This is a genomic window from Variovorax sp. UC122_21, assembly GCF_044056785.1.
In the GTDB taxonomy this organism is placed as follows: Bacteria; Pseudomonadota; Gammaproteobacteria; order Burkholderiales; family Burkholderiaceae_C; genus Variovorax.
Map to the genome: position 1 here is coordinate 1,822,909 of NZ_CP172003.1, position 19,995 is coordinate 1,842,903.

A 19,995-nucleotide genomic window follows, 5' to 3' on the forward strand; every position below is an offset into this window, starting at 1 on the left:
CCATGGAGGACCTGCAGCAGCTCAAGGTCTACGGCGAAGTCGTCGCCCGCAAGAGCTTCACGCGCGCGGCCGTCGCATTGGGCATCTCGAAGGCCAGCGTCACCAAGATCGTGGCCCAGCTCGAGAAGGGCGTGGGTGTGCGGCTGCTCAACCGCTCGACGCGTTCGGTCACGCCGACCGACGCCGGCGAGACGCTCGCGCGGCGGCTGGTGCCGCTGTTCGGCCTGCTGCGGGAGCTGAGCACGGAGTTGTCGGACTTCGCGGCGCATCCGCGCGGGCGGCTGCGGGTCGCGGCGCCGCACGGCCTGTCGCTGAGCCAGCTGGGCTGGCAGATCGAGGACTTCATCGCCGACCACCCCGACGTGCACGTGAGCATCCACCTGAGCAATCGCGACGACGACCTGGTGATGGGCGGCATCGATGTCGCTCTGCGCATCGGGCCCATCGAGGCCCGGGACGTCGTGGTGCGCAAGCTGCGGCCGGTGCCGCTGGTGCTGTGCGCGTCGCCGCGCTACTGGGCGCGCAGGGGCATGCCGTCGAAGCCCGAGGACCTGGCCCGGCACGACGTGCTGACCTACTCGCTGTGGGACGCTTCATCCCGGCTGCCCTTCCTGGTCGACGGCAAGACCCACTACGTGCCGTGCGCAGCCGCCTCGATGCGGACGATGCCGCGCCACTGATCGCGCTGGCGGTGAAGGGGCTCGGCGTCACCTGCGTGCCCGAGGTGCTGGCGCGCGCGCACCTGGGTTCGGTGCCTTGGTGCCCGTGCTGAAAGATGCGATGCCGCCGACGATCTGGCTCTATGCGACCTACGCGCACCGCGACCACAAGAGCGCGGCGCTGCGGGCGTTCCTCGACTTCCTGACGTCGAGCGCCGGGGACTCGCCCGCGGCATCACTGCGCCAGACCCTCAGCGATTGAGCAGCACCATGGCCTTGATCGTCGGCGCGAGGGTGACGGTCGATGTGTTGGTGTAGCTGGCTGCGACGGGGTCGATGGTGCGGCGGTAGAGATTGGAAGAATCCACGAGATGGTTCACGCCCTCGCGCGAAGAATCGAAGGCCGTGGCGATGGGGCCGCGCAGGCCCCGGATCGCAAACGGGGTCCCCAGTGTGCCGGTGGTCGTATCGGTGATCGCGCGCGTCTGCTGCACGTCGTTGGTCGTGTCGACCAGGCTGAGCATGCGTCCCCTTCCGTCGATGGCCAGGGAGGCCAATGCGGCTTCGAAGCCCTCCATGGCCAGGGTCAACGCGGTCTGCTTCAAGGCCACCGTCGACGCGTCGATCGAGAAGGTACGCAGCCGTCCGCCCGGAACGAATCGGTGCCACGGGTTGGCGAAACGGGGACGGGCGTGTGCCGCTGCATGAATCGATGGGCCCGGCGGCACGACGTGGCGAGCCCGGGGCAGGGTCAGGAAAACGAGCGATGCTAGGGAGCACCGGCCGGCGAACCAATCCCCGAAAACAGGTAAATCAAGGCGCCCGTGGCGTTCCTTGCGAACGTCGGGCTGTGTTTTCACGCGTGTTGGCTGTGGTCGATCCTCGGGGGCTCGCGAAGATCTCCTCCTTCTTGCCCCGCGAGCGCGCCGGGGCGGAGCGTTCTTTCCCCCTCGATTGAGTCTATGCAACGATCTTTTTGCGTGCGGCGTTTCCTCTTCGCCGCGTTCCTGTGCCTTGCCGTGACGTTGGGCGCTTGCGGTGGCGGCGGCAGCGGCGGCAACGGTTTCTTTCCCGGCGGAATTCCATCGGGCGGCGATCCCTCGGGGGGCGGTGACGCGCCGCCGCCGATCGAAGGCGAGGCCGCCAGCGTGGCCCGCCTGAATGCGATGGATCGCCTCGCGGACCAGTTCGAAACCATCACCGGCGGGCGCAAGAACGCCACGCCCGAGCAGTGGGAAGCGCTGCGCGCATGGACCGTCGCGCAGGCCGAATTCGACGATGCCGGCGTCGGCGATGCCAGCCTCTGGGCCCGCTTCAAGGACGGGCGCTACTACCTGTTCTCCGACAACTGGCGCGTGCCGAAGAACCAGCCCGAGCCGGAGCCCGCGCCCGACGAAGAAGAAGAGCAGCGCGCCGGCCTGCGTTCCGCCGGCGCGACCCCGGTGTCGTCGGTCGTGCGTGCCATCCCGGGTAGCACGAAGGCCGTGCTGCTCGTCCATTCCGGCGCGCCCGCGCCCCATCCGAACGAGTTCCGCTTCGGCGAGCCGCTGGTGCGTTCGATGAAGAAGGCGCTGACCGAGCGCGGCTACAGCGTGACGCGCCAGGCGATGACGGTGGCGAACGTCAAGGCCGTGGGCGATGTCGGCTTCCTGTACTTCAACTCGCATTCGGCCATGTACGGGCCCGGTGTGCAGAAGGAGTTCGCCGTGATGCTCGACGACTTCGCCACCGTGCTCAACGACGCGGTGCACCGCAAGGACCTCGAGGAAGGCAACCTCATCTACCACCGCGAGCGGACCATCTGGCAGGCGCTGGGCAAGGGCAATCCGCCGAAGCTCTCGTTCACCGACAAGTTCGTGCGCCGCTATCTGAAGTTCGCACCGAACGCGCTGGTCATCACCTTTTCGTGCAACAGCGGCAATGCCGAGTCGGCGAACTTCCGCAGCGCATTGAAGGCGAGCGGCGCGGGTTCGATCGTCGGCTGGGACGGCAGCTCCAACCCCAACGGCTACCCCGCCATCGGCCTGCTCGTCGACCGCATGGCCGGCGTCAACCAGTACGAGCCCGTGGCCGTGCCGAACCGCTCCTTCGTCTTCCAGGACGTGATGGCCTATCTGCAGAAGCGCGGCCTGATGTCGGCACCGGGCGTGGAGGACGACGACGGCCACATCACGCCCGATGCCTTCATCCGCGTCGATGGCGATCTCTTCACCAAGCTGGCGCCGGTGATCACCCACCTCGAGATGAAGGCCGGCAACCTGCTGGTGGTGCATGGCGATTTCGGCGACGAACCGGGCCGGGTGACGGTGGACGGGTGCCGGTCAACGCCACGTGGTCGTCGACGCAGATCAAGGCGGTGCTCGCCAACGCGACGCACGGCGAGGTCGTGGTGACGGCCAAGGAGCTGCGCAGCAATCCGCGCCAGCTCGGCTCCTGGCAGGGCCGCGTCACCTACCAGAGCAAGCGGGTCGACAGGAGCTGCGCGGGCGCCACCTTCCTGGCCGACGTGAATGTGGACCTGCACCTGCGCGCCGACATGCAGGCGCGGCGCGAGGAGGTCGATGGCCCGCTGAAGAACAACAATCTCGTGATCGTTCCCGCCGACGACACCCAGGGCCAGTGGGCGGCGAGCGGCCGGTGCGTGCAGGGCGACGAGATCATCCAGGCGCATTCGGGATCGGGCGCGCTCGCGATGCGGCCCTTCGTCGACTACGACGCGCTCACGCCGTTCTCGGATGCGGTCTATGCCCGCCTCGACGCTTTGCAGAAGCGCCTTCACATCGGCGGCACCTTCGGCAAGTCGAAGATGACCCTGCAGGCCAGGGACCGGGTCACGCAGAGCGAGCTGCAGATCTGGTTCCAGCTCTCGGACTACTTCTACGACGGCAGCCCGAACTGGCCGCACGACGAGCGCTTCCCCTATGCGTCCTATATCGCGCTCGGCCCGAGCTCGATGCCGCCGCGGGCGTGACCGACAGGCAGGAACCGTCGAACAACGGGATGAGCCTCCGGTTCCAGTGGGGCGCGATGCAGGTCTCGCCGGCCTTCGACGACAAGGTGGGCAACTGAGGCATCACCGAGATGCCGGCCGCGCCGCTCTCAGCATGTCGGTCGCCATGGCCGCCAAAACGTCGTGGTATTCCTGGGCGAGGCGCAGGGAGGTCAGCAGCACGAGCGGCACCATGATCCGCTCGCGCAGCGGCCGGGCTGCACGCCGGCATAGCGGTGCAGCGAGAACGGGGCGGGCAGGCAGGTGCATCCGCGACCCGATCCGATCTGCGCGAACACGTGCAGTGCATCGGGGCCTCCCGCCTCCTGCGAGGGGACGAAGCCATGCGAGGCGTATTGCCGCGTGAACTCGTCATACATGCGCGCGTTCTCGGCGCGAGCGAAGCGAAAGAAGGGCGGCAGCGCCTCCAGTTCGCGCACGGGGATGGCGCGCTTGCGCGCGAGCGCCGACGTGGCGGGCACGAAGGCCATCAGGGGCACCTCGCCGACCAGGTCGCCGCGCAGGCGATGCATCGAGGCCGGCCAGAGCACGATGGCCGCGTCGAGGTCGTTCTTACGCAGCGCCGACATCGCGGCGATGGTCGTGGTGGTGCGCGCGTCCACACCGCTGGCATGGCCGCCTTCGACCAGGCCGTGCTCCATGGCCGCGAGGCCGTCCAGCTGCACCCAGTTCAGCACGCCCAGCCGCAGGCGCGGCAATTGATGGGAGGCCTGCGCCACATGCGCGACCGCCGCGTCGAACTCCCCCATGAGCGACGAGAAGCGGCGCAGCGCCACCTCGCCCACCGGCGTCAGCCGCACGCCATGCGTGTTGCGGTCGAAGAGGCGAACGCCGAGTGCCGTTTCCAGCTCCGCGATCTGGCGCGACAACGGCGGCTGCGTGATGGACAGCCGCTCGGCGGCGCGCCGGAAGCTGCGCTCCTGCGCCACGGCGAGAAAGCATTGGAGCTGCCGGACGCTGATGGGCCTGGTCATTCAAAAACGGTATCACAAAAATCGAAATTCCCTGGCGCCGCGCGCTTTCCTAGAGTGCGGGGTGCCGAAGCGGCGACGGGCATTCCACTGCAACGACGATCCCCTCATCCGATGAATCAGCCATCCTTCTCGCGCCCGCGGTCGCAGGGCGCCGCGAGCCATCACGCATGTGTCGAGTCCTGGCGCTTCGATCCGATCCTTCACTTCCAGGTTCGCCTGGGCACGGGCTTCGCGGTCGGCATCGAAGACCGCCGGCGCGCACCGCTGTACGTCTTCTGGGCCAGCCCTGCCAGTTCCGCATGCACGGTGGCGCGCCGCTCCAGGTGGAACATGGCGACGTGCTGTTTCTCCCGCGCGGCGGCGCCCATCGCCTGTTCGACACGCCCCATGCGACGCCATTGCCCTTCGCCGCCATCGTCGCGCATCGATCGGCGCGCGCGGGCCTGACCTACGCCGTCGACCTCGAGGCCGCCACCGGCGGCACCGCTCGCGAGGAGCCGGAGCGGGCCACGGTGGTCAGCGGCAGCTTCTTCTGGAGCGAACGCCTGCAGGCGGAGCCGCTGCTCGCGCGGCTGCCCGAGGTGGTCCATCTGCGGCGGCGCAGCGATGCCTTGCCCTGGCTCGTGCCGATGACCGACCTGCTGCATTGGCTGTCCAACGTCGCCGAGGGCGGCCGTGGCGTGGGCATGACGGAGGCCGTGAATGCGCTGATCCGGCACGTCGTGCTCGAGCAACTGCGCCATGAGCGTCATGAGGGCCATGAGCGCCATGGCGAACCCCTGCCAGCCGGCGCGCGGCGCGACGCCCGCCTGCTTCCCGCCCTGCACGCCATGCACACGCGGCCGGAGCACCCGTGGACCATGGCATCGCTCGCCGGCCTGTGCCACATGGCGAGGACCACCTTCGCGACCCGGTTCCAGCAACACACCGGCGTTCCGCCCATGGGCTACCTCGCGCGCTGGCGCGTGCAGGCGGCGGCACGCCTGCTGCGCGAGCAGCGGATGTCGCTCGACGAGGCGGCCGACCGGGTCGGGTACTCCACGGGCGCGATCCTGGCCCGGGCCTACAAGCGCGTGTTGGGGACGTCGCCGCGCGCGCATGCGCAGTCGGCGCGCTGAAGGCGTTCGCGCAAGGCGCTTCAGGCGCTGAACAGCGCCCGGTTCTCCTTGAAGGCGTCGACCAGGTGGCGCATCACGGCACGGACCGGGCCCGCGTGCCGATCCTGGCCACGGATGAGCAGGCAGATCTCCTTCGACGGCGGCAGCGGCGCCAGCGCGCAGGGCCGCAGTTCGGGCACTTGCCGTCCGATGTAGTGCGGCAGCAGGGCCAGGCCGGCACCGGCCTTGGCCGCGGTGGCCTGCAGGATGTGGTTCTCCGCGCGCAGGGCGATGCGCGAGCGCGGAAAGTGCTGCGCCAGCCAGAGGGCCTCGGGCATGTTCGAGTGCGGCTCGTCGACGCTGACGAAGACGGGGGCCAGCCCCTGTCGTTCCACGCGTTCGCATTGCGCCTCGTCGCCGTAGAAGCCGAACACCAGCTTGCCGACGGGCTTGGCGATCAGGTCGCCATCCGAGGGCCTGCCGATGCGTACCGCGATGTCCGCCTTCCGGCGGTCCAGGCTGACGGTCTGCAGGTCCGTCGCCAAGTCGACGTCGAGGCCTGGATGGATCGCCGTCACCCTGGCCAGTTGTGTCGCGAGGAAGGCATGGCCGAGTGCCGGCGGTGCGTTCGATGCGCACCACCCCGCGCAGGTCCTCGTCCTCGTTGCGACCGGTCCGCGTGAGCCGCTGCGCAGCGGCTTCCATGTCCGTGGCCGCGTGCAGGGCCTCTTCGCCCGCGGGCGTCAGAACGTATCCGTCGGGCCTGCGCTCCACGAGCTTTTTCGCCCATGCTGTCCTCGAGCGACTGGAGGCGCCGCGCGATCGTTGCGTGATTGACCTGCAGCGCCCGGGCCGCGGCCGACAGGCTTCGGTAGCGGCCCAGGGCGAGGAAGACGCGCACGTCCTGCCAGTCGACCTCTGTGCGTTTTCTATCAGCCATTGTGCAAGGATAGCGGCTACCGCCCGTGCCGCCTCGTCCCTACGCTACGAGCAGCGTCGAGAGAACTCTGCGCCCTTCATCCAGAGACCTCTCGAGGAGCTTCACATGCGTCCGCAAGGCGAAACGATCCATGCCGATGGCGATTCACACGCCGCGCCCGGCGCGAACCGGGGCGTCGCCCGCACGGTGTACGCGCTCATGCTCGGCAACTTCATCACCGGTTCGGTGGTGCTCGCACCGGCGGGGATGCTGGTGGAGCTCGCCCATCATTTCGAGATCGGGCTGGGAGCGGCCGGGTTGCTGATGTCGGCCGGCGCGGTGGTGCTGTGCATCAGTTCACCGCTGATGACCTGGCTCACGAGCGGGATCGACCGGCGCACGCTGCTCGTGGCCACGATCGTCTTCGTGTCGGCCGCGCAGGCCGTCGCGGCGATGAGCAGCTCCTGGAGGTTCTGCTCGCGGTGCGCGTGGTCACGATGGCGGTCGCCGCCATCTTCACGCCGCAGGCGGCAGGCACGATCACGCTCGTTGTCGAAGGTCGCGCGCGCCCCGCCGCGATCGCGACGGCATTCCTCGGCTGGTCGCTCGCGCTCGCGGTCGGCGTGCCGTTGATCTCGGCCCTGGCCTCGTCCCTCGGTTGGCGCCAGGCCGACTTCGCGCTGGCTGCGCTGGGCCTGTGCACTAGTGCGGTCCTTGCCAGGGGCGTGCCGGCGCGGCTGGTCGGTGCGCGGGTGTCGTTCGCCAGCTGGAAGGCGATCGCCGGGTCGCGGGTCCTGCTGGCGATCCTGCTGGTGACCGTGTTCGCGGGGGCCGGCCAGTTCCTGCTCTTCACCTACCTGCGTCCCTTCCTCGCCGCCTTGACGGGTGCGTCGGGACTGCGCATCACGTTGGAGCTCACGCTGTTCGGGCTGATGAGCATCGCCGGGAACATGCTGGCCACCCGCCTCGTTTCGAGCCTCGGCGTGTTCCGCACCTGCGTGCTCAGCCTGTTCGCCATCCTGAGCGGTATGGTGCTGCTGCACGACGGCATGGGCTCCCAGCTGGCGGTGACGGCCGGACTGGTGGTGTGGGGCCTGGGTTTCGCCTCGACCAATTCCATGCAGCAGGGGCGGCTGGCCGCCGAGGCGCCCTCGCTGACCGCCGCGTCCATCGCGTTGAACACCTCCTCGATCTACATCGGCCAGGCCGTGGGCGCGAGCCTGGGGGGCGCCATGGTGGGTCATGGATGGCTCGCGAACCTCGGCGCCGCCGCGGCGGGGTTCATCGCGCTGGCCGTCGTCACGGCATTCGTCAGCGAGCGGCTTCGCAACGCACGGGCTCGCGCGGAGGTTCTCTCGCCATTGCCCTAGGAGTCTTCGGGGGCGCAGACAAGGGGGGCACCAGGCCGATGGCAGCTTGAAGTGACCTACGCTGCGCTCCTCGGTCTGGTTGCAGGTTGGCGATCTGTGGCCGTTCCTCCGCCACCAGCGAACGCCCGCGAGCGAAGGCTGGCAAGCCGCCATCGCGCAAAACAGGCGCCGTGGGACAGGCTCCTCGTGCGCATACCAAACAAGACCCTGCTGAGCGCATCGGCACATCCTCCTTTTGGAGGAGCTGAAAGTGCCGGCTCGGGGAGTCGATCCGACATGTAGCGCTTTAGCATTGAGAAGCGGTCGACGTGCGCTCGCACGTCGCGTGCACGAATGCAAAGGAGACCACGATGCCGCCATTCGACGAGGATCTCTACGCTGCATGGGCTGCGTCCGAGACCGCCCTCCACGACACCTTGCGCGAGCTCGGCCCCGGCGCCCCGCTGAGCGCGCTCAACGAACTGGCCGAACTCAAGCTCGAGGCGAATCGGCGGTTCATGGACCTCTGGGCCTCGGGCGCCGCGCCCTCCTTCGACCCGGGCGGCCCGCCTCCCGAATAGTCCGTTCGCGCGAGCGCGACGAGCCTCAGCGCGCGGGCGGCTGGTGCGCGGGCGAGGGCGTGATCAGGTCGCGCCGCAGGCTCCAGATGCAGGCGCCCAGCTTGAGCAGGCGTTCCACCTTTCGATCGTAGGAATCCCAGGCCGGGTTTTCCTTGGCGATGAGTTCCGCGATGAATTCGAACGCGTCGGAGGGGTTGAGGGCCAGTCCATCCCTTGCCATTGCCATGGAGGTGGCCAAAACATCGGTCTTTTTCATTACATGGCGTACGCCGCACGCCATGGCATCGGATGCACCCACGTTGCATGGATACTTGCGAAAGCGTGAAAAAAGTCCGGGAAAACCACCTCGACCGGCGCTGCGCGGCGCACAGGACCTCAGGGCCGGGCGAGCCAGATCGCCCACTGCGCATTAGCGGCTCGGGCAACCCTCCATCCGCTCGCGCCGATGACCACTCACAGGCCGGCGCGGGCCGCCGATTCTTGCAACGCGTCGCGAAGTCTGCGGACTTGCGCGTTGAGGATCGCCAGTTCTTCGGCCGTCATTCCGGACCGAGAGCCCAAGGTTTCGGTCAAGCAACTCGTTTTCTTCTGGAGATCGCGGCCCTGCTCGGTCACCGAAACGTGCACCTGCCGCTCGTCTGCGACGCTGCGCTGCCGTTCCACAAAACCGTTGAGTTCCAGGCGCTTCACCAGCGGCGTGATGGTGCTTGATTCGAGGGCCAGCCGGGCCGCGAGGGCGCCGATGGTCAAGCTACCGCTCTCCCATAGCGCATTCAGGACCAGGTACTGAGGGTAGGTGATCCCGAACTCGTCCAGCATCGGCTTGTAAGTCCGATTGATGGCAATGCCTGCACCGTACAGCGTGAAGCACAGATGTTCGTCCAGAGGAAGGGGGGCTGGGTCCGCCATGGTCGCTCCTCGAGCCTGATCGTGAGTTTTACAGCGATTCATTATCGCGGCAAATAATGGCTTGACAAGAAAAAGCAAGCAATGCTCAAATACATATCGCGATAACAAAGATTGCGATATCAAATCATTGCGAATGTCGCACGTATCCGTGCCAGTTCGTTTTCCAGACCTTCGATCCCTCTACATCCATGAAAAAAGCCATCGTCATCCTTGCCATGCCCCTCTTCGCCGGCGCCGCCTCTCAGGCGGCTGCAGAGGAATATCAGGGCGTCCTGCGTCATGAATCGAACCAGAGTCGTCACGTCGTGCAGGCCGAGGCGCGTGCCGCAACGCGCGCCTCGAATCCTTACGCCGAAGGTGCGTCGTCGGGCGTGGCAACAGCCTTGATCTCGCCGCGCGATCGCGCGGAGGTGGAGATGGAAGCCCGAACACGGGCACGCGCGGCGAACCAGAACCTCCGCGCCGGCGCGTTCTTCAACAGCCGGATCCCGACGGACTTCGGTGGCCAGGCGAGGCCGGCCGTCGATCAGGCGGCTTCCAAGGCAGGCGTCCCGGCTTATTGATGCCGTCGACATGCATTGCGAATCTCACCGTCCGTCGCCTGCCGCTGCGTGGACCGGGCGCGTCGTGGGCGCCCTCGTCGTCCTGATTCTGTCGATCGATGCGGGGGTATGCCTCTTCGCCCCCGAGCTCCTGGCCGAGAACATGCAGAGAACGGGGTTCCCCCAGGCTCTTTGCGCGGTCATTGGAGGCGTTCTCGTCGTGTGCATCGCCTTGTTCGTGATTCCCGTCACCAGCGTGCTTGGCGCGGTGCTGCTGACCGGGTTCCTGGGTGGAGCGATCTGTACCCATCTGCGTCTGGGCGAAATCGGATCGCCGCCCCAACTGGTGTGCCTGCTGTTGGGGGGCGGCGCGTGGCTTTCTCTGTACCTTCGAAACCGGGCCGTCCGCCGCGTCTTCGTGCCGGTCCGGGATACGCAATCGCAACATCGTGGCGACAGATGAGGTGATCGATGGATCGGACCGCGCAGCCCCGGCGTATAACTTTTTGCCGAGATCGGGGCTTGCCTCGAGTTCGAGGGCGCCTACATGCCTGCAGCCCAGCGCGGTCCCCTGCGCGAGGACGATGTAGAGAAGCACACGCAAAGTGAAACTTCAGGCACAGGCTCACACAGACCTGTGTCCTTCTTCTTACAACCCTCTTTGGAAGTCAACGTCATGAAGTCAAACCGAACTTTCCGCAGCGCCGCCACGATCGCATGCCTGCTGGGTGTCGCCACGTGGGCCCAGTCGCAAAGCCTCAAGCGAGAACATGTGCGTGCCGAAACGGCGCAATCGATCCGCAACGGCGACATCATCATTGCAGGCGAAATCGGCCTCACCGAGTGCGAGATCCGACGTGAGCGCTGCGGGTCCCGAGCCGAATGGTCCGGGGTATCGCGTGGCCAGGTCAAGATGGAGTTCGTGGAGGCGGTGCGATCGGGTGCCATCGTCGACCACGGCGTGCTCATGCTCAGCGCCGCCGAGCTCGCTCCCCATCGCTATCCCGCACGCTTGCCGGTGCAAGGAAAAACTCGCCAGCTGGTTGCCGAGGAATTCGAACTGGCAAAACGCCTAGGGGACGCACCCACGGGCAGCGAAGATGGCCTCACTCCCGCGCAGCGCATGCCCGCCAGGTTCGCTGCTGTGCGCGCCGAGCATCGACTGGCTCTGAAGAATCTCGCCGCGGCACAGTGAGCCGAACCCAACCTCCTCGAACACCTCCCCAAATTCCATTCCGAAAGACAGTCATGAAAGCCGTTCAAAACATCAAGTTCGCCTCCGCCGCCATCGTCGCGAGCCTCGCGCTCACATCGGTCGCCAGCGCAACCGAAAAGCCGAGCGTGGTCATCGTCCACGGTGCGTTCGCCGACGGGTCCGACTGGGCCAAGGTGATCCCGCTGCTCCAGGCCAAGGGCCTGAACGTGGTCGCGGTGCAGAACCCGCTGACCTCGCTCGAGGACGACGTGGCCGCTGCGAAACGCGCCATCGACGCGCAGCCCGGCAAGGTTGTCCTGGTCGGTCACTCCTGGGGTGGCTCGGTCATCACCGAGGCCGGCGCGAACGAGAAGGTGTCGTCGCTGGTGTATGTCGCCGCATTCGCACCCGATGCGGGTCAGACCTCCGCCGAGCTCGGAAAGGGATATCCGACGCCCCCCGGCACCGCGCATATCACGGCCGACGCTTCCGGCTTCCTGACGATGACGAAGGAGGGCATCGCGAAGTATTTCGCCCAAGACCTTCCGGCAGCCACCACCTCGGTGATGACCGCGACCCAGGGGCCGATCCTCGGGAAGTCGTTCGAGCAGAAGATCAACGTGGCTGCTTGGAAGACCAAGCCGTCGTGGTACATCGTCGCGAGCGCGGACCGCATGATTCAACCGGCGCTGCAGCACGACCTCGCGAAGAAGATCGGTGCTCGCGTCACGACCCTGAATGCCAGCCATGTACCGCAACAATCGCAGCCCGCTCGTGTCGCGAAGGTGATTCTGGACGCCGTCGGTCAGACCAAATAGTGGCGTATCGCCACAGGGCGAGCGCTCTGCAATTGCCGCGCTCCGCCCCTGTGGGCCTGACGCTTCTGTATCAAGCCCATGCAACCGCATGCGTACCCCGCTAGATCTCGCCGGACGGCTCCCGGTCCAGCAGGCAGTCGATGAACGAGCCCAGCAGCGCGGGGCGGTGCTGCCGGTTCGAGTAGTAGAGAAACAACCCCGGGCGCGAGATGGACCAGTCGGCGAGCACCTGGACCAGCCGTCCCTGCGCCAGCCAATCGCCCACCTGATCGAGCTCGAAGTGATAGGCGATACCCAGTCCGTCGAGCGCCGCCGCCACGCCGATGTCGGCGTGATTGGTGACGACGGGACCTTCCACGGCAACCTCGAGTCGCTTGCCGCGTTTTTCGAACTCCCATCGGTAGAGCCTCCCGTCCATCCGGAGTCGCCAGTTGATGCACCGATGGCCGTGCAGATCATGAGGTGACTTCGGCGTGCCATGGCGCGCCAGGTAGTCCGGGGAGGCCACGGCCACCATCTTCAAATCGGGCGTCAGGCGGACGGCCACCATGTCCTTCTCGAGCTGTCCACCCACGCGAATCCCGGCATCGAAACGGCCCGTGACGATATCGGCCAGCGCATCGTCCACGACGATGTCGAGCACGACGTCCGGATGCGCGCGATGGAAGCGGCCGAGTCGCGGCCCGATGATTTCTCTTGCAGCGATCCCGAGGGTGTTGATGCGCAGGGTCCCGCTCATCTGCCCGGTGGCGTCGCTGGCCTCGGCCACCGCGTCGGCCATCTCGCGGAACAGCGGGGCTACGCGTCGATAGAGCTGTTCGCCGCTGGCCGATGGAGCGACGCTGCGTGTGGTGCGGTTCAACAGGCGCGCGCCGATGCGCGACTCGAGCTGTCGGATGGTCTGGCTCAGCGCCGACGGCGACAGACCCAGGTGCTCCGCTGCACGGGCAAAGCTTTGCCTCTCGACGACGGCGATGAAAGCCTTGAGTTCGGCAAAGTCGGAGCCTCGCATTATGTGCTTTTCTCTACATGAGCCGTTCGGATTCTAGGAGATTCTCTAAAGGGACACGCGGGCGCATCCTTCGACCTGTCCCAACCAAGCAGCACACCATGACCTCTCCCACTCTTCCCGAACCCATCGCCGCCTACTTCGCGGCGGACCCGCAAGGGCCCGACAGCGTCGCGCAATGCTTCACCCCCAAGGCCGTCGTGAAGGATGACGGCCACACGTACATCGGTCGCGACGCCATCAGGGCGTGGAAGGAAGCAGCCGACGCCAAGTACACCTGCACGACCGACCCCTTCTCCTCGGAGTTGGTCGACGGTGTCCACCAGGGTGCAGGCCCACGTGGCCGGCAACTTTCGCGGCAGCCCGATCGACCTCAAGTTCTTCTTCCGCCTCGAGCGCGGCCTGATCGCAAACCTGGAGATTGCCGTATGAGCTTCGATCTCAAACTGGATGGCCTTCGGGCAGTCGTCACCGGCGGCACCCTGGGCCTTGGCGCCGCGGTCGTGCGTGCCCTCGTGGATGCCGGCGCCCGGGTGGCGACTTCCGCGCGCAAGGCACCGGCCGCACCGGTGGAAGGCGTTTCGTACGTCCTCGCCGACCTGATGACCGCCGATGGCGTGAAACGCCTCGCCGAATCCGTCCTTGAAGAATGGGGCGGTGTCGACATCGTGATCAATGTGCTTGGCGGCTCGAGCACGCCGGGCGGCGGCTTCGCGGCCATCAGTGACGAGCATTGGTTCGCCGAACTGAATCTGAACCTCATGCCGGCCGTGCGCCTGGACCGTGCGCTGCTGCCGTCGATGCTTGCGCAAGGCTCGGGTGTCATCGTTCATGTCAGCTCCATCCAGCGCCTGCTGCCGCTGCCCGCGTCCACCACCGCCTACGCCGCGGCCAAGGGTGCGCTCACGACTTACAGCAAGTCGTTGTCGAAGGAGGTGACGCCCAAGGGGGTGCGGGTGCTCAGCGTCGCACCGGGCTGGATCGAGACGGAGGCCTCCGTCGCGTTCGCGGAACGCGTGGCCGCCGACGCGGGCACCGACTACGGCGGTGGCAAGAAGATCATCATGGATGCGCTCGGAGGCATCCCAGTCGGCAGGCCCGCCACGCCGGAAGAGGTGGCCGACCTGATCGTGTTCCTGGCGTCGCCGCGCTCGGCATCGTCCGCCGGGTCGGAGTACCGCATCGACGGTGGCACCGTCTCTACCCTGTAGCAATCGCCTGCGCGGCCAGTCCGGAGGGCTGGCCGACCCCCGCCATGAGCAGGTCGCGGCTTGCGTGGCTTGCGCGTCGCATCGCGTCGTGATGCGAACGATGAATTCGCAGCTCCGCGCGTCGGAGCTGTTGCTGCTTGCCGGCAGCCCGGCCGGCGAGCGCCCGCGTCCTGCCAGGGCGGGCCCTGCACCAAGGCGCCGAGCCGCGGCGCGACCGCCAGCCACACCGCTCCCCACGCCGATCGACGCAGCGTCTCGCACAGCCGGGTGGCGCAGCGTTGGCGTTGCCACCCGACGGGCGTGGCGCACACCATCCTCGCCGTCATTGCCGGACCGCCCAAGAAGAGTTCACAGGACGTGAACTCCCGGCCTTCCCAACGTTTAACAACGCATTACTGGCTCACAGACTTCGCCGCGATCACGATAGCGTCCATCCACAGACAGTCCCGTCCGTGGCAAGAACTGGAGATCTTGATGGAAGCTTTGCACAAGAGCGTGCCCCTTCGGGTTGGCGTCTGGCATCACGAACCGATCGTGGAACTCGGCCTCAGAGCAACACTGGACGCGCAGCCCGGTCTCGCCATCCAGGCCGGCGTGGAGCTGGGTGAACTGCAGCAGCGCTGCGAGGTTCTGGTCTGCGATTTCGATACGGCCATGGCCGTCATGGCTGCCCCGCAGTCTGCGCCCAAGGCATCCATGCTTCGTGTGCTCGTCTTCACCGAACACATGAGCGAACGTCATGTCCGGCAAGCGCTCTCCCAAGGCGTTCATGGGTACGTCGTGCCAGGTCCCTCGACCACAGAAGTCGAACAGGCGGTCTGGTCGGTCGCCGCGGGCCAGCGCTACCTGAGCGCGGCCGTGGCTCACCGCGTGGCCGAAAGCCTTTCCTATGCGTCCCTGACGCCTCGCGAGACGGACGTGCTCGACGGCCTCAGTGGCGGGCGGTGCAACAAGCTCATCGCGCGCCAGCTTGGAATTTCCGTCGCCACGGTGAAGGCGCACGTCAACGCGATCATGAAGAAGATGAGCGCCGGCAGCCGCACGCAGGTGGTGAGCGTTGCGGCGCAGCGGGGGCTCGTCGGCCTGTCGCAGGCCTATGCGCACATTGCTTGATCCGTTTCGTAGAAGGCACCGATTCAGCGGACCGCTCCGTCGATGCCGCCCTCGCTAGAACCCACTGGGAATCCATGATGTTCACCTCGATCCATGCCCATCGCACCCGTGTCCGTGTGCAGCACGCGGATGCCGTCGTCGCCGCGGGGCTGGCCGCAGCGCTTCGAGCCAACCCTGAGTTCGAGATCTGCGATGACCTCGAGGACACGCCAAGCCTGGTGATCTGCGACTACTCGACCGGGCTGCGACTGGCGCAGTCCAACCGCGAGCTTGCAAGGCCGCAGGCGATGACCCGGTTGTTGGTGCTGACCACGCAGGATCGGGAGCAAGTGGTGCGGCATGCGCTTCAAAGCGGCGTCCATGGCTACCTTCTGACGTGTACGCGCGTAGAGGAACTGCTCGACGCGGTGCGCACGGTGGCCGAAGGAAAGAGCTTCGTCGGCTTGGATCTGGCCCGACGCATGGCCGACAGCATCACGCGCGAGGCGCTCACGGCGCGCGAGGCGCAAGTGCTGAACCTTCTCTCCGCGGGGCACGGCAACAAGGTGATTGCGTGCCGCCTGGGCATTGCCGTGGGCACCGTCAAGACCCATGTCAACGCGATCATGACCAAGCTCGGCGTGAACAGCCGCACGCATGCGGTCAGTGTCGCTGCGCAAAGAGGTTTGGTGAACCTCGACTTCCGTGTCCTGCATTGACCGCTGCGATCGCGCGGACCGGGTCCGGGCGCGAGGCCATCGAAGGGCTCACTCGGGCTGGCGGCGCAGAGTCTCCAGGCATCGAGTGGCGAGCTGCAGGTCGGGCGTGGCGAAGCCTTCCTCGAATCGGCTCAATGTGCTGTCGAGCAGAGCAACGCCCTCCGCCGATCGGCCGCATTCCCCCAGCAGGCGCGCGAGACTGGTGCTGCTGCGCAAGATCCACGCGTGCGAGTGCTGGGCACGTGCAAGTTCGAGGCTCTTGCGGAAAGTTTCGAGCGCTTCGATGGGCGAGCCGCCCTCGCGTTGGCGCTCGCCCTGGATGCGAAGAAGCTCCGGGGTGCACCAGCCGGATTGTCCGGTCGTGGCGCGCTCGAGCAAGGCTTCGTCGAAGAACGCCGGTTGAACGGTGCACAAGGTCTCGTGCAAGGACGTGCTGAGGATGGCGGGCCCGGAGCGCACATCGGCGCCGGACTGCGTCCGATCCGTCATCTCCAGCAATTGTTGGTAGCCCTCGCCGAACGACTTCCAGAAATGCAGTGAGCGCCCATGGGCGGTTCGATGCAGCAGGTCGACCCACTCGCGGGCCTGCTCCATATCCCCGCACCACAAGACAACGGGAGCTGCTCCGATGGCAATTGCGTAGCACAGCGACAGCGCATGGTCGATGGCCAATGCTTCCCGGACCGCGGCACGAGCGTGGTCGAGTGCCTGTTCTGCGTTCCCTTGCAGCCACAGGATGCGAGCCATCACGGTGAGTCCCGCGACCCGCTGATCGAAGTGAAAGCCGGTGCCGCGCAGGGTCTGTTCCAGAACCAGCGGCTGCTTCAACACGCGCGTCGCGAATTCCTTCGCCCGGGCTTGATCGCCTTCGAAGTGCGTACCGAGCGCCATCATGCGCTCGTAGGTGTATTGCACCGCCGGGGTGGCGCCGGCGACCGCGATCTCGCCGAATTGCTCGGCCTGCCGTCGAGAACCGGTGTAGTCCGCTTCGGCATTGCACACCAGCCACAGGCCCCAGCGACAGCGCAACTGGTAGGAGGTTGCCTGGAGGCGGTCGGCAATGGCCAGCGCTCGGCTGAATGTCTTCTGCATTGCCGCGCCGCCGCCGTGGGTATGCCAGATCGCATGTCCCAGCGTCTCGCACAGTCGCATCTCCTCTTCGGCGCTCACAGCGCTTGGCTTGCCCGTATCGAGCGCCTCGAGCGCGCGATCGGCCAGTTTTCTGTATTCCGACAGCATGGACAACGAGAACCAGAGCGGCCCCGACCATGCCACCAGGGAGATAGCGAGGTCCCGGGTTTCCTCGGCGTCGAAAGCCCAATGGATCGCCGCGCGCAAGTCCTCGACGCCACGAGCGAGGCCTGCGAGTTCGCTGGAGGCGGTGAGCCTTGCGCAGTCCGACGCATCCGCCCGCAGGGCCGACAGCAGGTACCTGGCGTGGCGCGTCGCGGCGTCGTTGGCCTCGGCGCTCGCGGCCAGGCGCTCCGCCGCGTACTCCCTCGTGGTTTCGAGCAGACGGTAGACCACCATGTCGTTGCTCTGTTCGCTCACGACGAGCGACTTGCTCACGAGTGCGGCGAGGCAGGCGTCCATCGATTCGAGCGGGCGGTCGAATACCGCCGACGCTGCCGCATGGGTGAACACGCCCCGGAAGATCGACAGGTGAACCAGGAGCTCCTGCTCTTCGAGCGGCAGGAGTCCGAAGCTCCAGTCCAGCGTGGCGCGCAGCGTTTGATGGCGGGGCAAGGCGGTGCGGCGCCCGCGTCCCGTCATCACGAGGCGATTTCCCAACCGTCCCCCAGTCGTTCGACGAGTCCCCGCAACCCGACCGCCTCGATGGCACCCGCCGCGAGTTCGATGGCCAGGGGAATGCCGTCGAGACGGCGACAGATGCCGCAGACGAGCGGAGCCTCTGCGTCGCCCATCGAGAACGTGCTGGTGTTCGCGGACGCGCGCTTGACGAACAACTGGACGGCGGAGTACTGGAGGGCATCGGCCGCCCGGCTCTGCATCGCCGGTGGCGGCAGCGACAAGGATTCGAGGCGCTGCACCGATTCGCCATGGATCCGAAGCGATTCCCGGCTGGTCGCGAGCAAGTGGACTTCCGGCACTTGCGCCAGGATGTGCTCCGCGACCGTCGCGACGCAATCGATGACGTGCTCGCAGTTGTCCAGCACGATCAGCTGGCGGCCCTTGCCGCGCAGGAATGCCGCGATGGCGAGCAGCGGCGGCTGGCCGTCCGAAATGATCAGCCCCAGCGACGAGGCGATGGTCATCGGGACCAGGTCCGGATGCGACAGGGCACCGAGCTCGACGATCACCACCGCAGCGCCTTCGACGTCCGCGAAACGCCGTGCCACGGGCAAGGCAACGCTGGTCTTGCCGATGCCTCCCGCGCCGACGAGGGTGACGCAGCGATATTCCCGCAGGCGCTGCATCAGCTCATCGCTCTCCTGATTGCGTCCGATCAGGCCATGGGCATGCGGCGGCGCGCACAGCCCTGCGTCGACGTTCGGCCTGACGATCTCGCGAGGAACCGGCGGTGTTGCCGCTTCCGGGTTCGCATCGCCGGCGATTTCGACCGGCGCCACGAGACAGTAGCCGCGCAGCGGCACGTTCGTGATGTAGCGCTTGCCCGCCTGGCCGTCTCCCAACGCCTTTCGCAGCGTCGCGATGTGGACCCGCACGCTGCTTTCGTCAACGATCTGGTTCGGCCAGGCGGCGGCCAGCAGTTCCTGGGTGGAAACGATCGAGCCGGGGCGCCGGCACAGCGCAACCAGCAGATCGAAGGCGCGGCTTCCAAGGCGCAGGGGGCGACCCTCTTCCAGCAACGCCCGCTGCTCAGGGTGAACCTGGAACCGATCGAAACTGAAACGGACTCCTGCCTGCGCGATGGCCGCGGCGGACGCGGGCTCCGCGGCATCGAGACTGTCTACGGCCGGGCTTACCGGCTGCAGCGCTGTATCGCTTAACCACGGCGAGCCCGACAGGGGCCGTCTATGGAGCGAGTCAGCGGCGGGCCTTTGAAGCAAACGGTCCATCTGCATGTTCCATCGAGAGTGGGTTGACGCCTGCAGCTGCTCGCGTCGCGATGCTTGCAAGTATTTTAGACAGTGGTATAACGAATTTTCAAGTATCTTAAATTTTAAGGTTATGTTGGTCTGTCACCCATGAAAAACGCGCATGTCCCCACTGAATCGGAGGAGAACACCCGGTTGATGAACGCCTATGCGCTAGAGCAACCCGCGGCAGGCGCGGCGAACCTTCATCCCATATGGGGCAACGCGGATGTGCTCGTCGAACAATGGCGCGGCGAGCTTCCGCCCGATGGTGTCGATGGCATCCTGATGGGTATGCGCATCCGCCGGATCGGCATGGTGATCGACAAGTTCATCATCGAGCAGTGCGACGCCTTCGGCATCAAGCACCATGAATTCATCCTGCTGATGGCCCTGCGGCGCATCGGTGACCCTTACGTGCTCCGTCCCAGCGACATCCTCAAGATGTACAGCGTGACCTCGGGCACGGCGACGTACCGCCTCGATCAACTCGTCAAGCGCGACCTCGCGGCGCGCGAACCGGACCCGAAGGACCGCCGCGGCTACCTGATCCGTCTGACTCCCCACGGCAAGCAAAGCGTCGACAAGATCCTCGCCAACCTGCAGATGCAGTTCAACGACCGGATGGCGCCGTTCTCCCGCATTGCCGGGGGGCTCGGCGCACTCGAGGCAGGTCTGCGCCTGTTCGAGGCCTGCCTTCTCGCGCCCGAATCGCATTGAGCTCGAGGGCCGCCAGCCGGTTTTCGCGCATCTGCCATCCATCCCCTGCTTCTGGTAGAGGCGTGCACGGCGCACCCTTCCTAGACTGCCATTTGCGCGGGACGCTGCCGTGACTCGCCGCATCCGTTGCGT

At 66.6% G+C, this 19,995-nt stretch carries 24 protein-coding genes; 15 read left to right on the top strand and 9 right to left on the bottom strand.

All coding sequences use genetic code 11. The annotated features are described in order from the left end of the window. The first annotated feature begins 2 nt into the window (after positions 1–2). Both ACHMXE_RS09370 and ACHMXE_RS09375 read left to right on the top strand, forming a co-directional pair. Positions 3–680 (top strand): LysR family transcriptional regulator, encoded by a 678-nt coding sequence (locus ACHMXE_RS09370; RefSeq protein WP_395345810.1) that lies wholly within the window; start codon positions 3–5, stop codon positions 678–680. A gap of 76 nt (positions 681–756) precedes the next feature. Further along, positions 757–921, top strand: coding sequence for a hypothetical protein (locus ACHMXE_RS09375; RefSeq protein WP_395345811.1), 165 nt, complete (start codon positions 757–759; stop codon positions 919–921). Here the strand turns inward: ACHMXE_RS09375 and ACHMXE_RS09380 are convergent. Continuing rightward, positions 911–1,519, bottom strand: a complete 609-nt coding sequence (locus ACHMXE_RS09380; protein ID WP_203207749.1) for a hypothetical protein — start codon at positions 1,517–1,519, stop codon at positions 911–913. The two genes, ACHMXE_RS09375 and ACHMXE_RS09380, sit on opposite strands and share 11 nt — an antisense overlap. Before the next feature lie 120 nt (positions 1,520–1,639). Here ACHMXE_RS09380 and ACHMXE_RS09385 point away from each other — a divergent pair, with 120 nt between their 5' ends. Next, positions 1,640–3,052 carry a hypothetical protein gene (locus tag ACHMXE_RS09385; protein ID WP_395345812.1) on the top strand — a complete coding sequence of 471 codons (1,413 nt, stop codon included), beginning with the start codon at positions 1,640–1,642 and terminating at the stop codon, positions 3,050–3,052. After that, positions 3,016–3,630 (top strand): hypothetical protein, encoded by a 615-nt coding sequence (locus tag ACHMXE_RS09390; RefSeq protein ID WP_395345813.1) that lies wholly within the window; start codon positions 3,016–3,018, stop codon positions 3,628–3,630. Before ACHMXE_RS09385 ends, ACHMXE_RS09390 begins: the two co-directional genes overlap by 37 nt. A gap of 191 nt (positions 3,631–3,821) precedes the next feature. On the opposite strand, the gene ACHMXE_RS09395 is transcribed toward ACHMXE_RS09390, so the two are convergent. Next, on the bottom strand, positions 3,822–4,643 hold the full coding sequence (locus ACHMXE_RS09395; protein ID WP_395345814.1) for a LysR family transcriptional regulator: 822 nt from the start codon (positions 4,641–4,643) through the stop codon (positions 3,822–3,824). Between the two features lie 299 nt (positions 4,644–4,942). Between ACHMXE_RS09395 and ACHMXE_RS09400 the strand changes: the two genes are divergently transcribed. Beyond that, the gene (locus ACHMXE_RS09400; RefSeq protein ID WP_395345815.1) at positions 4,943–5,761 is read left to right on the top strand and encodes a helix-turn-helix domain-containing protein; all 819 of its coding nucleotides are present in this window, start codon (positions 4,943–4,945) and stop codon (positions 5,759–5,761) included. A gap of 20 nt (positions 5,762–5,781) precedes the next feature. Here ACHMXE_RS09400 and ACHMXE_RS09405 read toward each other — a convergent pair whose 3' ends face one another. Further along, positions 5,782–6,318 (bottom strand): LysR substrate-binding domain-containing protein, encoded by a 537-nt coding sequence (locus ACHMXE_RS09405; protein WP_395345816.1) that lies wholly within the window; start codon positions 6,316–6,318, stop codon positions 5,782–5,784. Beyond that, positions 6,315–6,680 carry a LysR family transcriptional regulator gene (locus ACHMXE_RS09410; protein WP_395345817.1) on the bottom strand — a complete coding sequence of 122 codons (366 nt, stop codon included), beginning with the start codon at positions 6,678–6,680 and terminating at the stop codon, positions 6,315–6,317. Before ACHMXE_RS09410 ends, ACHMXE_RS09405 begins: the two co-directional genes overlap by 4 nt. Before the next feature lie 476 nt (positions 6,681–7,156). On the opposite strand from ACHMXE_RS09410, the gene ACHMXE_RS09415 reads away from it, so the two are divergent. Next, on the top strand, positions 7,157–8,029 hold the full coding sequence (locus ACHMXE_RS09415) for an MFS transporter (protein WP_395345818.1): 873 nt from the start codon (positions 7,157–7,159) through the stop codon (positions 8,027–8,029). Positions 8,030–8,379: 350 nt separating this feature from the next. After that, positions 8,380–8,589, top strand: coding sequence for a hypothetical protein (locus tag ACHMXE_RS09420; protein ID WP_395345819.1), 210 nt, complete (start codon positions 8,380–8,382; stop codon positions 8,587–8,589). A 25-nt stretch (positions 8,590–8,614) separates the two neighbouring features. On the opposite strand, the gene ACHMXE_RS09425 is transcribed toward ACHMXE_RS09420, so the two are convergent. Together ACHMXE_RS09425 and ACHMXE_RS09430 are read right to left on the bottom strand one after the other, a co-directional pair. Then, positions 8,615–8,845 carry a hypothetical protein gene (locus ACHMXE_RS09425; protein ID WP_203207742.1) on the bottom strand — a complete coding sequence of 77 codons (231 nt, stop codon included), beginning with the start codon at positions 8,843–8,845 and terminating at the stop codon, positions 8,615–8,617. A 197-nt stretch (positions 8,846–9,042) separates the two neighbouring features. Further along, entirely contained in the window at positions 9,043–9,498 is a 456-nt protein-coding gene (locus ACHMXE_RS09430; RefSeq protein WP_203207741.1) for a MarR family winged helix-turn-helix transcriptional regulator, read from the bottom strand. Between the two features lie 188 nt (positions 9,499–9,686). Here ACHMXE_RS09430 and ACHMXE_RS09435 point away from each other — a divergent pair, with 188 nt between their 5' ends. From ACHMXE_RS09435 to ACHMXE_RS09450, 4 genes are all read left to right on the top strand, one after another. Then, complete coding sequence (locus ACHMXE_RS09435; protein ID WP_209547583.1) at positions 9,687–10,061, top strand: hypothetical protein; 375 nt, start codon at positions 9,687–9,689, stop codon at positions 10,059–10,061. Positions 10,062–10,125: 64 nt separating this feature from the next. Further along, positions 10,126–10,503, top strand: coding sequence for a DoxX family protein (locus ACHMXE_RS09440; protein ID WP_209547582.1), 378 nt, complete (start codon positions 10,126–10,128; stop codon positions 10,501–10,503). Positions 10,504–10,701: 198 nt separating this feature from the next. Further along, positions 10,702–11,235, top strand: coding sequence for a hypothetical protein (locus tag ACHMXE_RS09445; RefSeq protein ID WP_203207738.1), 534 nt, complete (start codon positions 10,702–10,704; stop codon positions 11,233–11,235). 53 nt (positions 11,236–11,288) lie between these two features. Next, entirely contained in the window at positions 11,289–12,053 is a 765-nt protein-coding gene (locus ACHMXE_RS09450) for an alpha/beta fold hydrolase (protein WP_203207737.1), read from the top strand. Between the two features lie 100 nt (positions 12,054–12,153). On the opposite strand, the gene ACHMXE_RS09455 is transcribed toward ACHMXE_RS09450, so the two are convergent. Next, positions 12,154–13,065, bottom strand: coding sequence for a LysR family transcriptional regulator (locus ACHMXE_RS09455; protein ID WP_203207736.1), 912 nt, complete (start codon positions 13,063–13,065; stop codon positions 12,154–12,156). 425 nt (positions 13,066–13,490) lie between these two features. Here ACHMXE_RS09455 and ACHMXE_RS09460 point away from each other — a divergent pair, with 425 nt between their 5' ends. The 3 genes from ACHMXE_RS09460 (at position 13,491) to ACHMXE_RS09470 (ending at position 16,084) form a co-directional block, all read left to right on the top strand. Next, positions 13,491–14,273 (top strand): SDR family oxidoreductase, encoded by a 783-nt coding sequence (locus ACHMXE_RS09460; RefSeq protein WP_203207734.1) that lies wholly within the window; start codon positions 13,491–13,493, stop codon positions 14,271–14,273. 300 nt (positions 14,274–14,573) lie between these two features. After that, positions 14,574–15,386 (top strand): response regulator transcription factor, encoded by an 813-nt coding sequence (locus tag ACHMXE_RS09465; RefSeq protein WP_203207733.1) that lies wholly within the window; start codon positions 14,574–14,576, stop codon positions 15,384–15,386. Between the two features lie 77 nt (positions 15,387–15,463). Then, a complete protein-coding gene (locus ACHMXE_RS09470; protein ID WP_203207732.1) occupies positions 15,464–16,084 on the top strand; it encodes a response regulator transcription factor in 621 nt (206 codons plus the stop codon). 48 nt (positions 16,085–16,132) lie between these two features. Here ACHMXE_RS09470 and ACHMXE_RS09475 read toward each other — a convergent pair whose 3' ends face one another. Further along, positions 16,133–17,860 carry a hypothetical protein gene (locus ACHMXE_RS09475; RefSeq protein WP_395345820.1) on the bottom strand — a complete coding sequence of 576 codons (1,728 nt, stop codon included), beginning with the start codon at positions 17,858–17,860 and terminating at the stop codon, positions 16,133–16,135. Further along, on the bottom strand, positions 17,857–19,125 hold the full coding sequence (locus ACHMXE_RS09480) for an ATP-binding protein (protein ID WP_395345821.1): 1,269 nt from the start codon (positions 19,123–19,125) through the stop codon (positions 17,857–17,859). The genes ACHMXE_RS09475 and ACHMXE_RS09480 overlap by 4 nt, the downstream gene beginning before the upstream one ends. Positions 19,126–19,254: 129 nt before the next feature. On the opposite strand from ACHMXE_RS09480, the gene ACHMXE_RS09485 reads away from it, so the two are divergent. Further along, the gene (locus ACHMXE_RS09485; RefSeq protein WP_395345822.1) at positions 19,255–19,863 is read left to right on the top strand and encodes a MarR family winged helix-turn-helix transcriptional regulator; all 609 of its coding nucleotides are present in this window, start codon (positions 19,255–19,257) and stop codon (positions 19,861–19,863) included. Positions 19,864–19,995: the final 132 nt, after the last annotated feature.

Excerpts from the sequence above, each read along its gene's own strand:
- ACHMXE_RS09370 (WP_395345810.1), top strand. The coding sequence starts at position 3 with ATGGAGGACCTGCAGCAGCTCAAGGTCTACGGCGAAGTCGTCGCCCGC.
- ACHMXE_RS09395 (WP_395345814.1), bottom strand. The coding sequence starts at position 4,643 with ATGACCAGGCCCATCAGCGTCCGGCAGCTCCAATGCTTTCTCGCCGTG.
- ACHMXE_RS09400 (WP_395345815.1), top strand. The coding sequence starts at position 4,943 with ATGCACGGTGGCGCGCCGCTCCAGGTGGAACATGGCGACGTGCTGTTT.
- ACHMXE_RS09410 (WP_395345817.1), bottom strand. The coding sequence starts at position 6,680 with ATGGCTGATAGAAAACGCACAGAGGTCGACTGGCAGGACGTGCGCGTC.
- ACHMXE_RS09415 (WP_395345818.1), top strand. The coding sequence starts at position 7,157 with ATGGCGGTCGCCGCCATCTTCACGCCGCAGGCGGCAGGCACGATCACG.
- ACHMXE_RS09420 (WP_395345819.1), top strand. The coding sequence starts at position 8,380 with ATGCCGCCATTCGACGAGGATCTCTACGCTGCATGGGCTGCGTCCGAG.
- ACHMXE_RS09425 (WP_203207742.1), bottom strand. The coding sequence starts at position 8,845 with ATGAAAAAGACCGATGTTTTGGCCACCTCCATGGCAATGGCAAGGGAT.
- ACHMXE_RS09430 (WP_203207741.1), bottom strand. The coding sequence starts at position 9,498 with ATGGCGGACCCAGCCCCCCTTCCTCTGGACGAACATCTGTGCTTCACG.
- ACHMXE_RS09435 (WP_209547583.1), top strand. The coding sequence starts at position 9,687 with ATGAAAAAAGCCATCGTCATCCTTGCCATGCCCCTCTTCGCCGGCGCC.
- ACHMXE_RS09450 (WP_203207737.1), top strand. The coding sequence starts at position 11,289 with ATGAAAGCCGTTCAAAACATCAAGTTCGCCTCCGCCGCCATCGTCGCG.
- ACHMXE_RS09455 (WP_203207736.1), bottom strand. The coding sequence starts at position 13,065 with ATGCGAGGCTCCGACTTTGCCGAACTCAAGGCTTTCATCGCCGTCGTC.
- ACHMXE_RS09460 (WP_203207734.1), top strand. The coding sequence starts at position 13,491 with ATGAGCTTCGATCTCAAACTGGATGGCCTTCGGGCAGTCGTCACCGGC.
- ACHMXE_RS09470 (WP_203207732.1), top strand. The coding sequence starts at position 15,464 with ATGTTCACCTCGATCCATGCCCATCGCACCCGTGTCCGTGTGCAGCAC.
- ACHMXE_RS09480 (WP_395345821.1), bottom strand. The coding sequence starts at position 19,125 with ATGGACCGTTTGCTTCAAAGGCCCGCCGCTGACTCGCTCCATAGACGG.
- ACHMXE_RS09485 (WP_395345822.1), top strand. The coding sequence starts at position 19,255 with ATGAAAAACGCGCATGTCCCCACTGAATCGGAGGAGAACACCCGGTTG.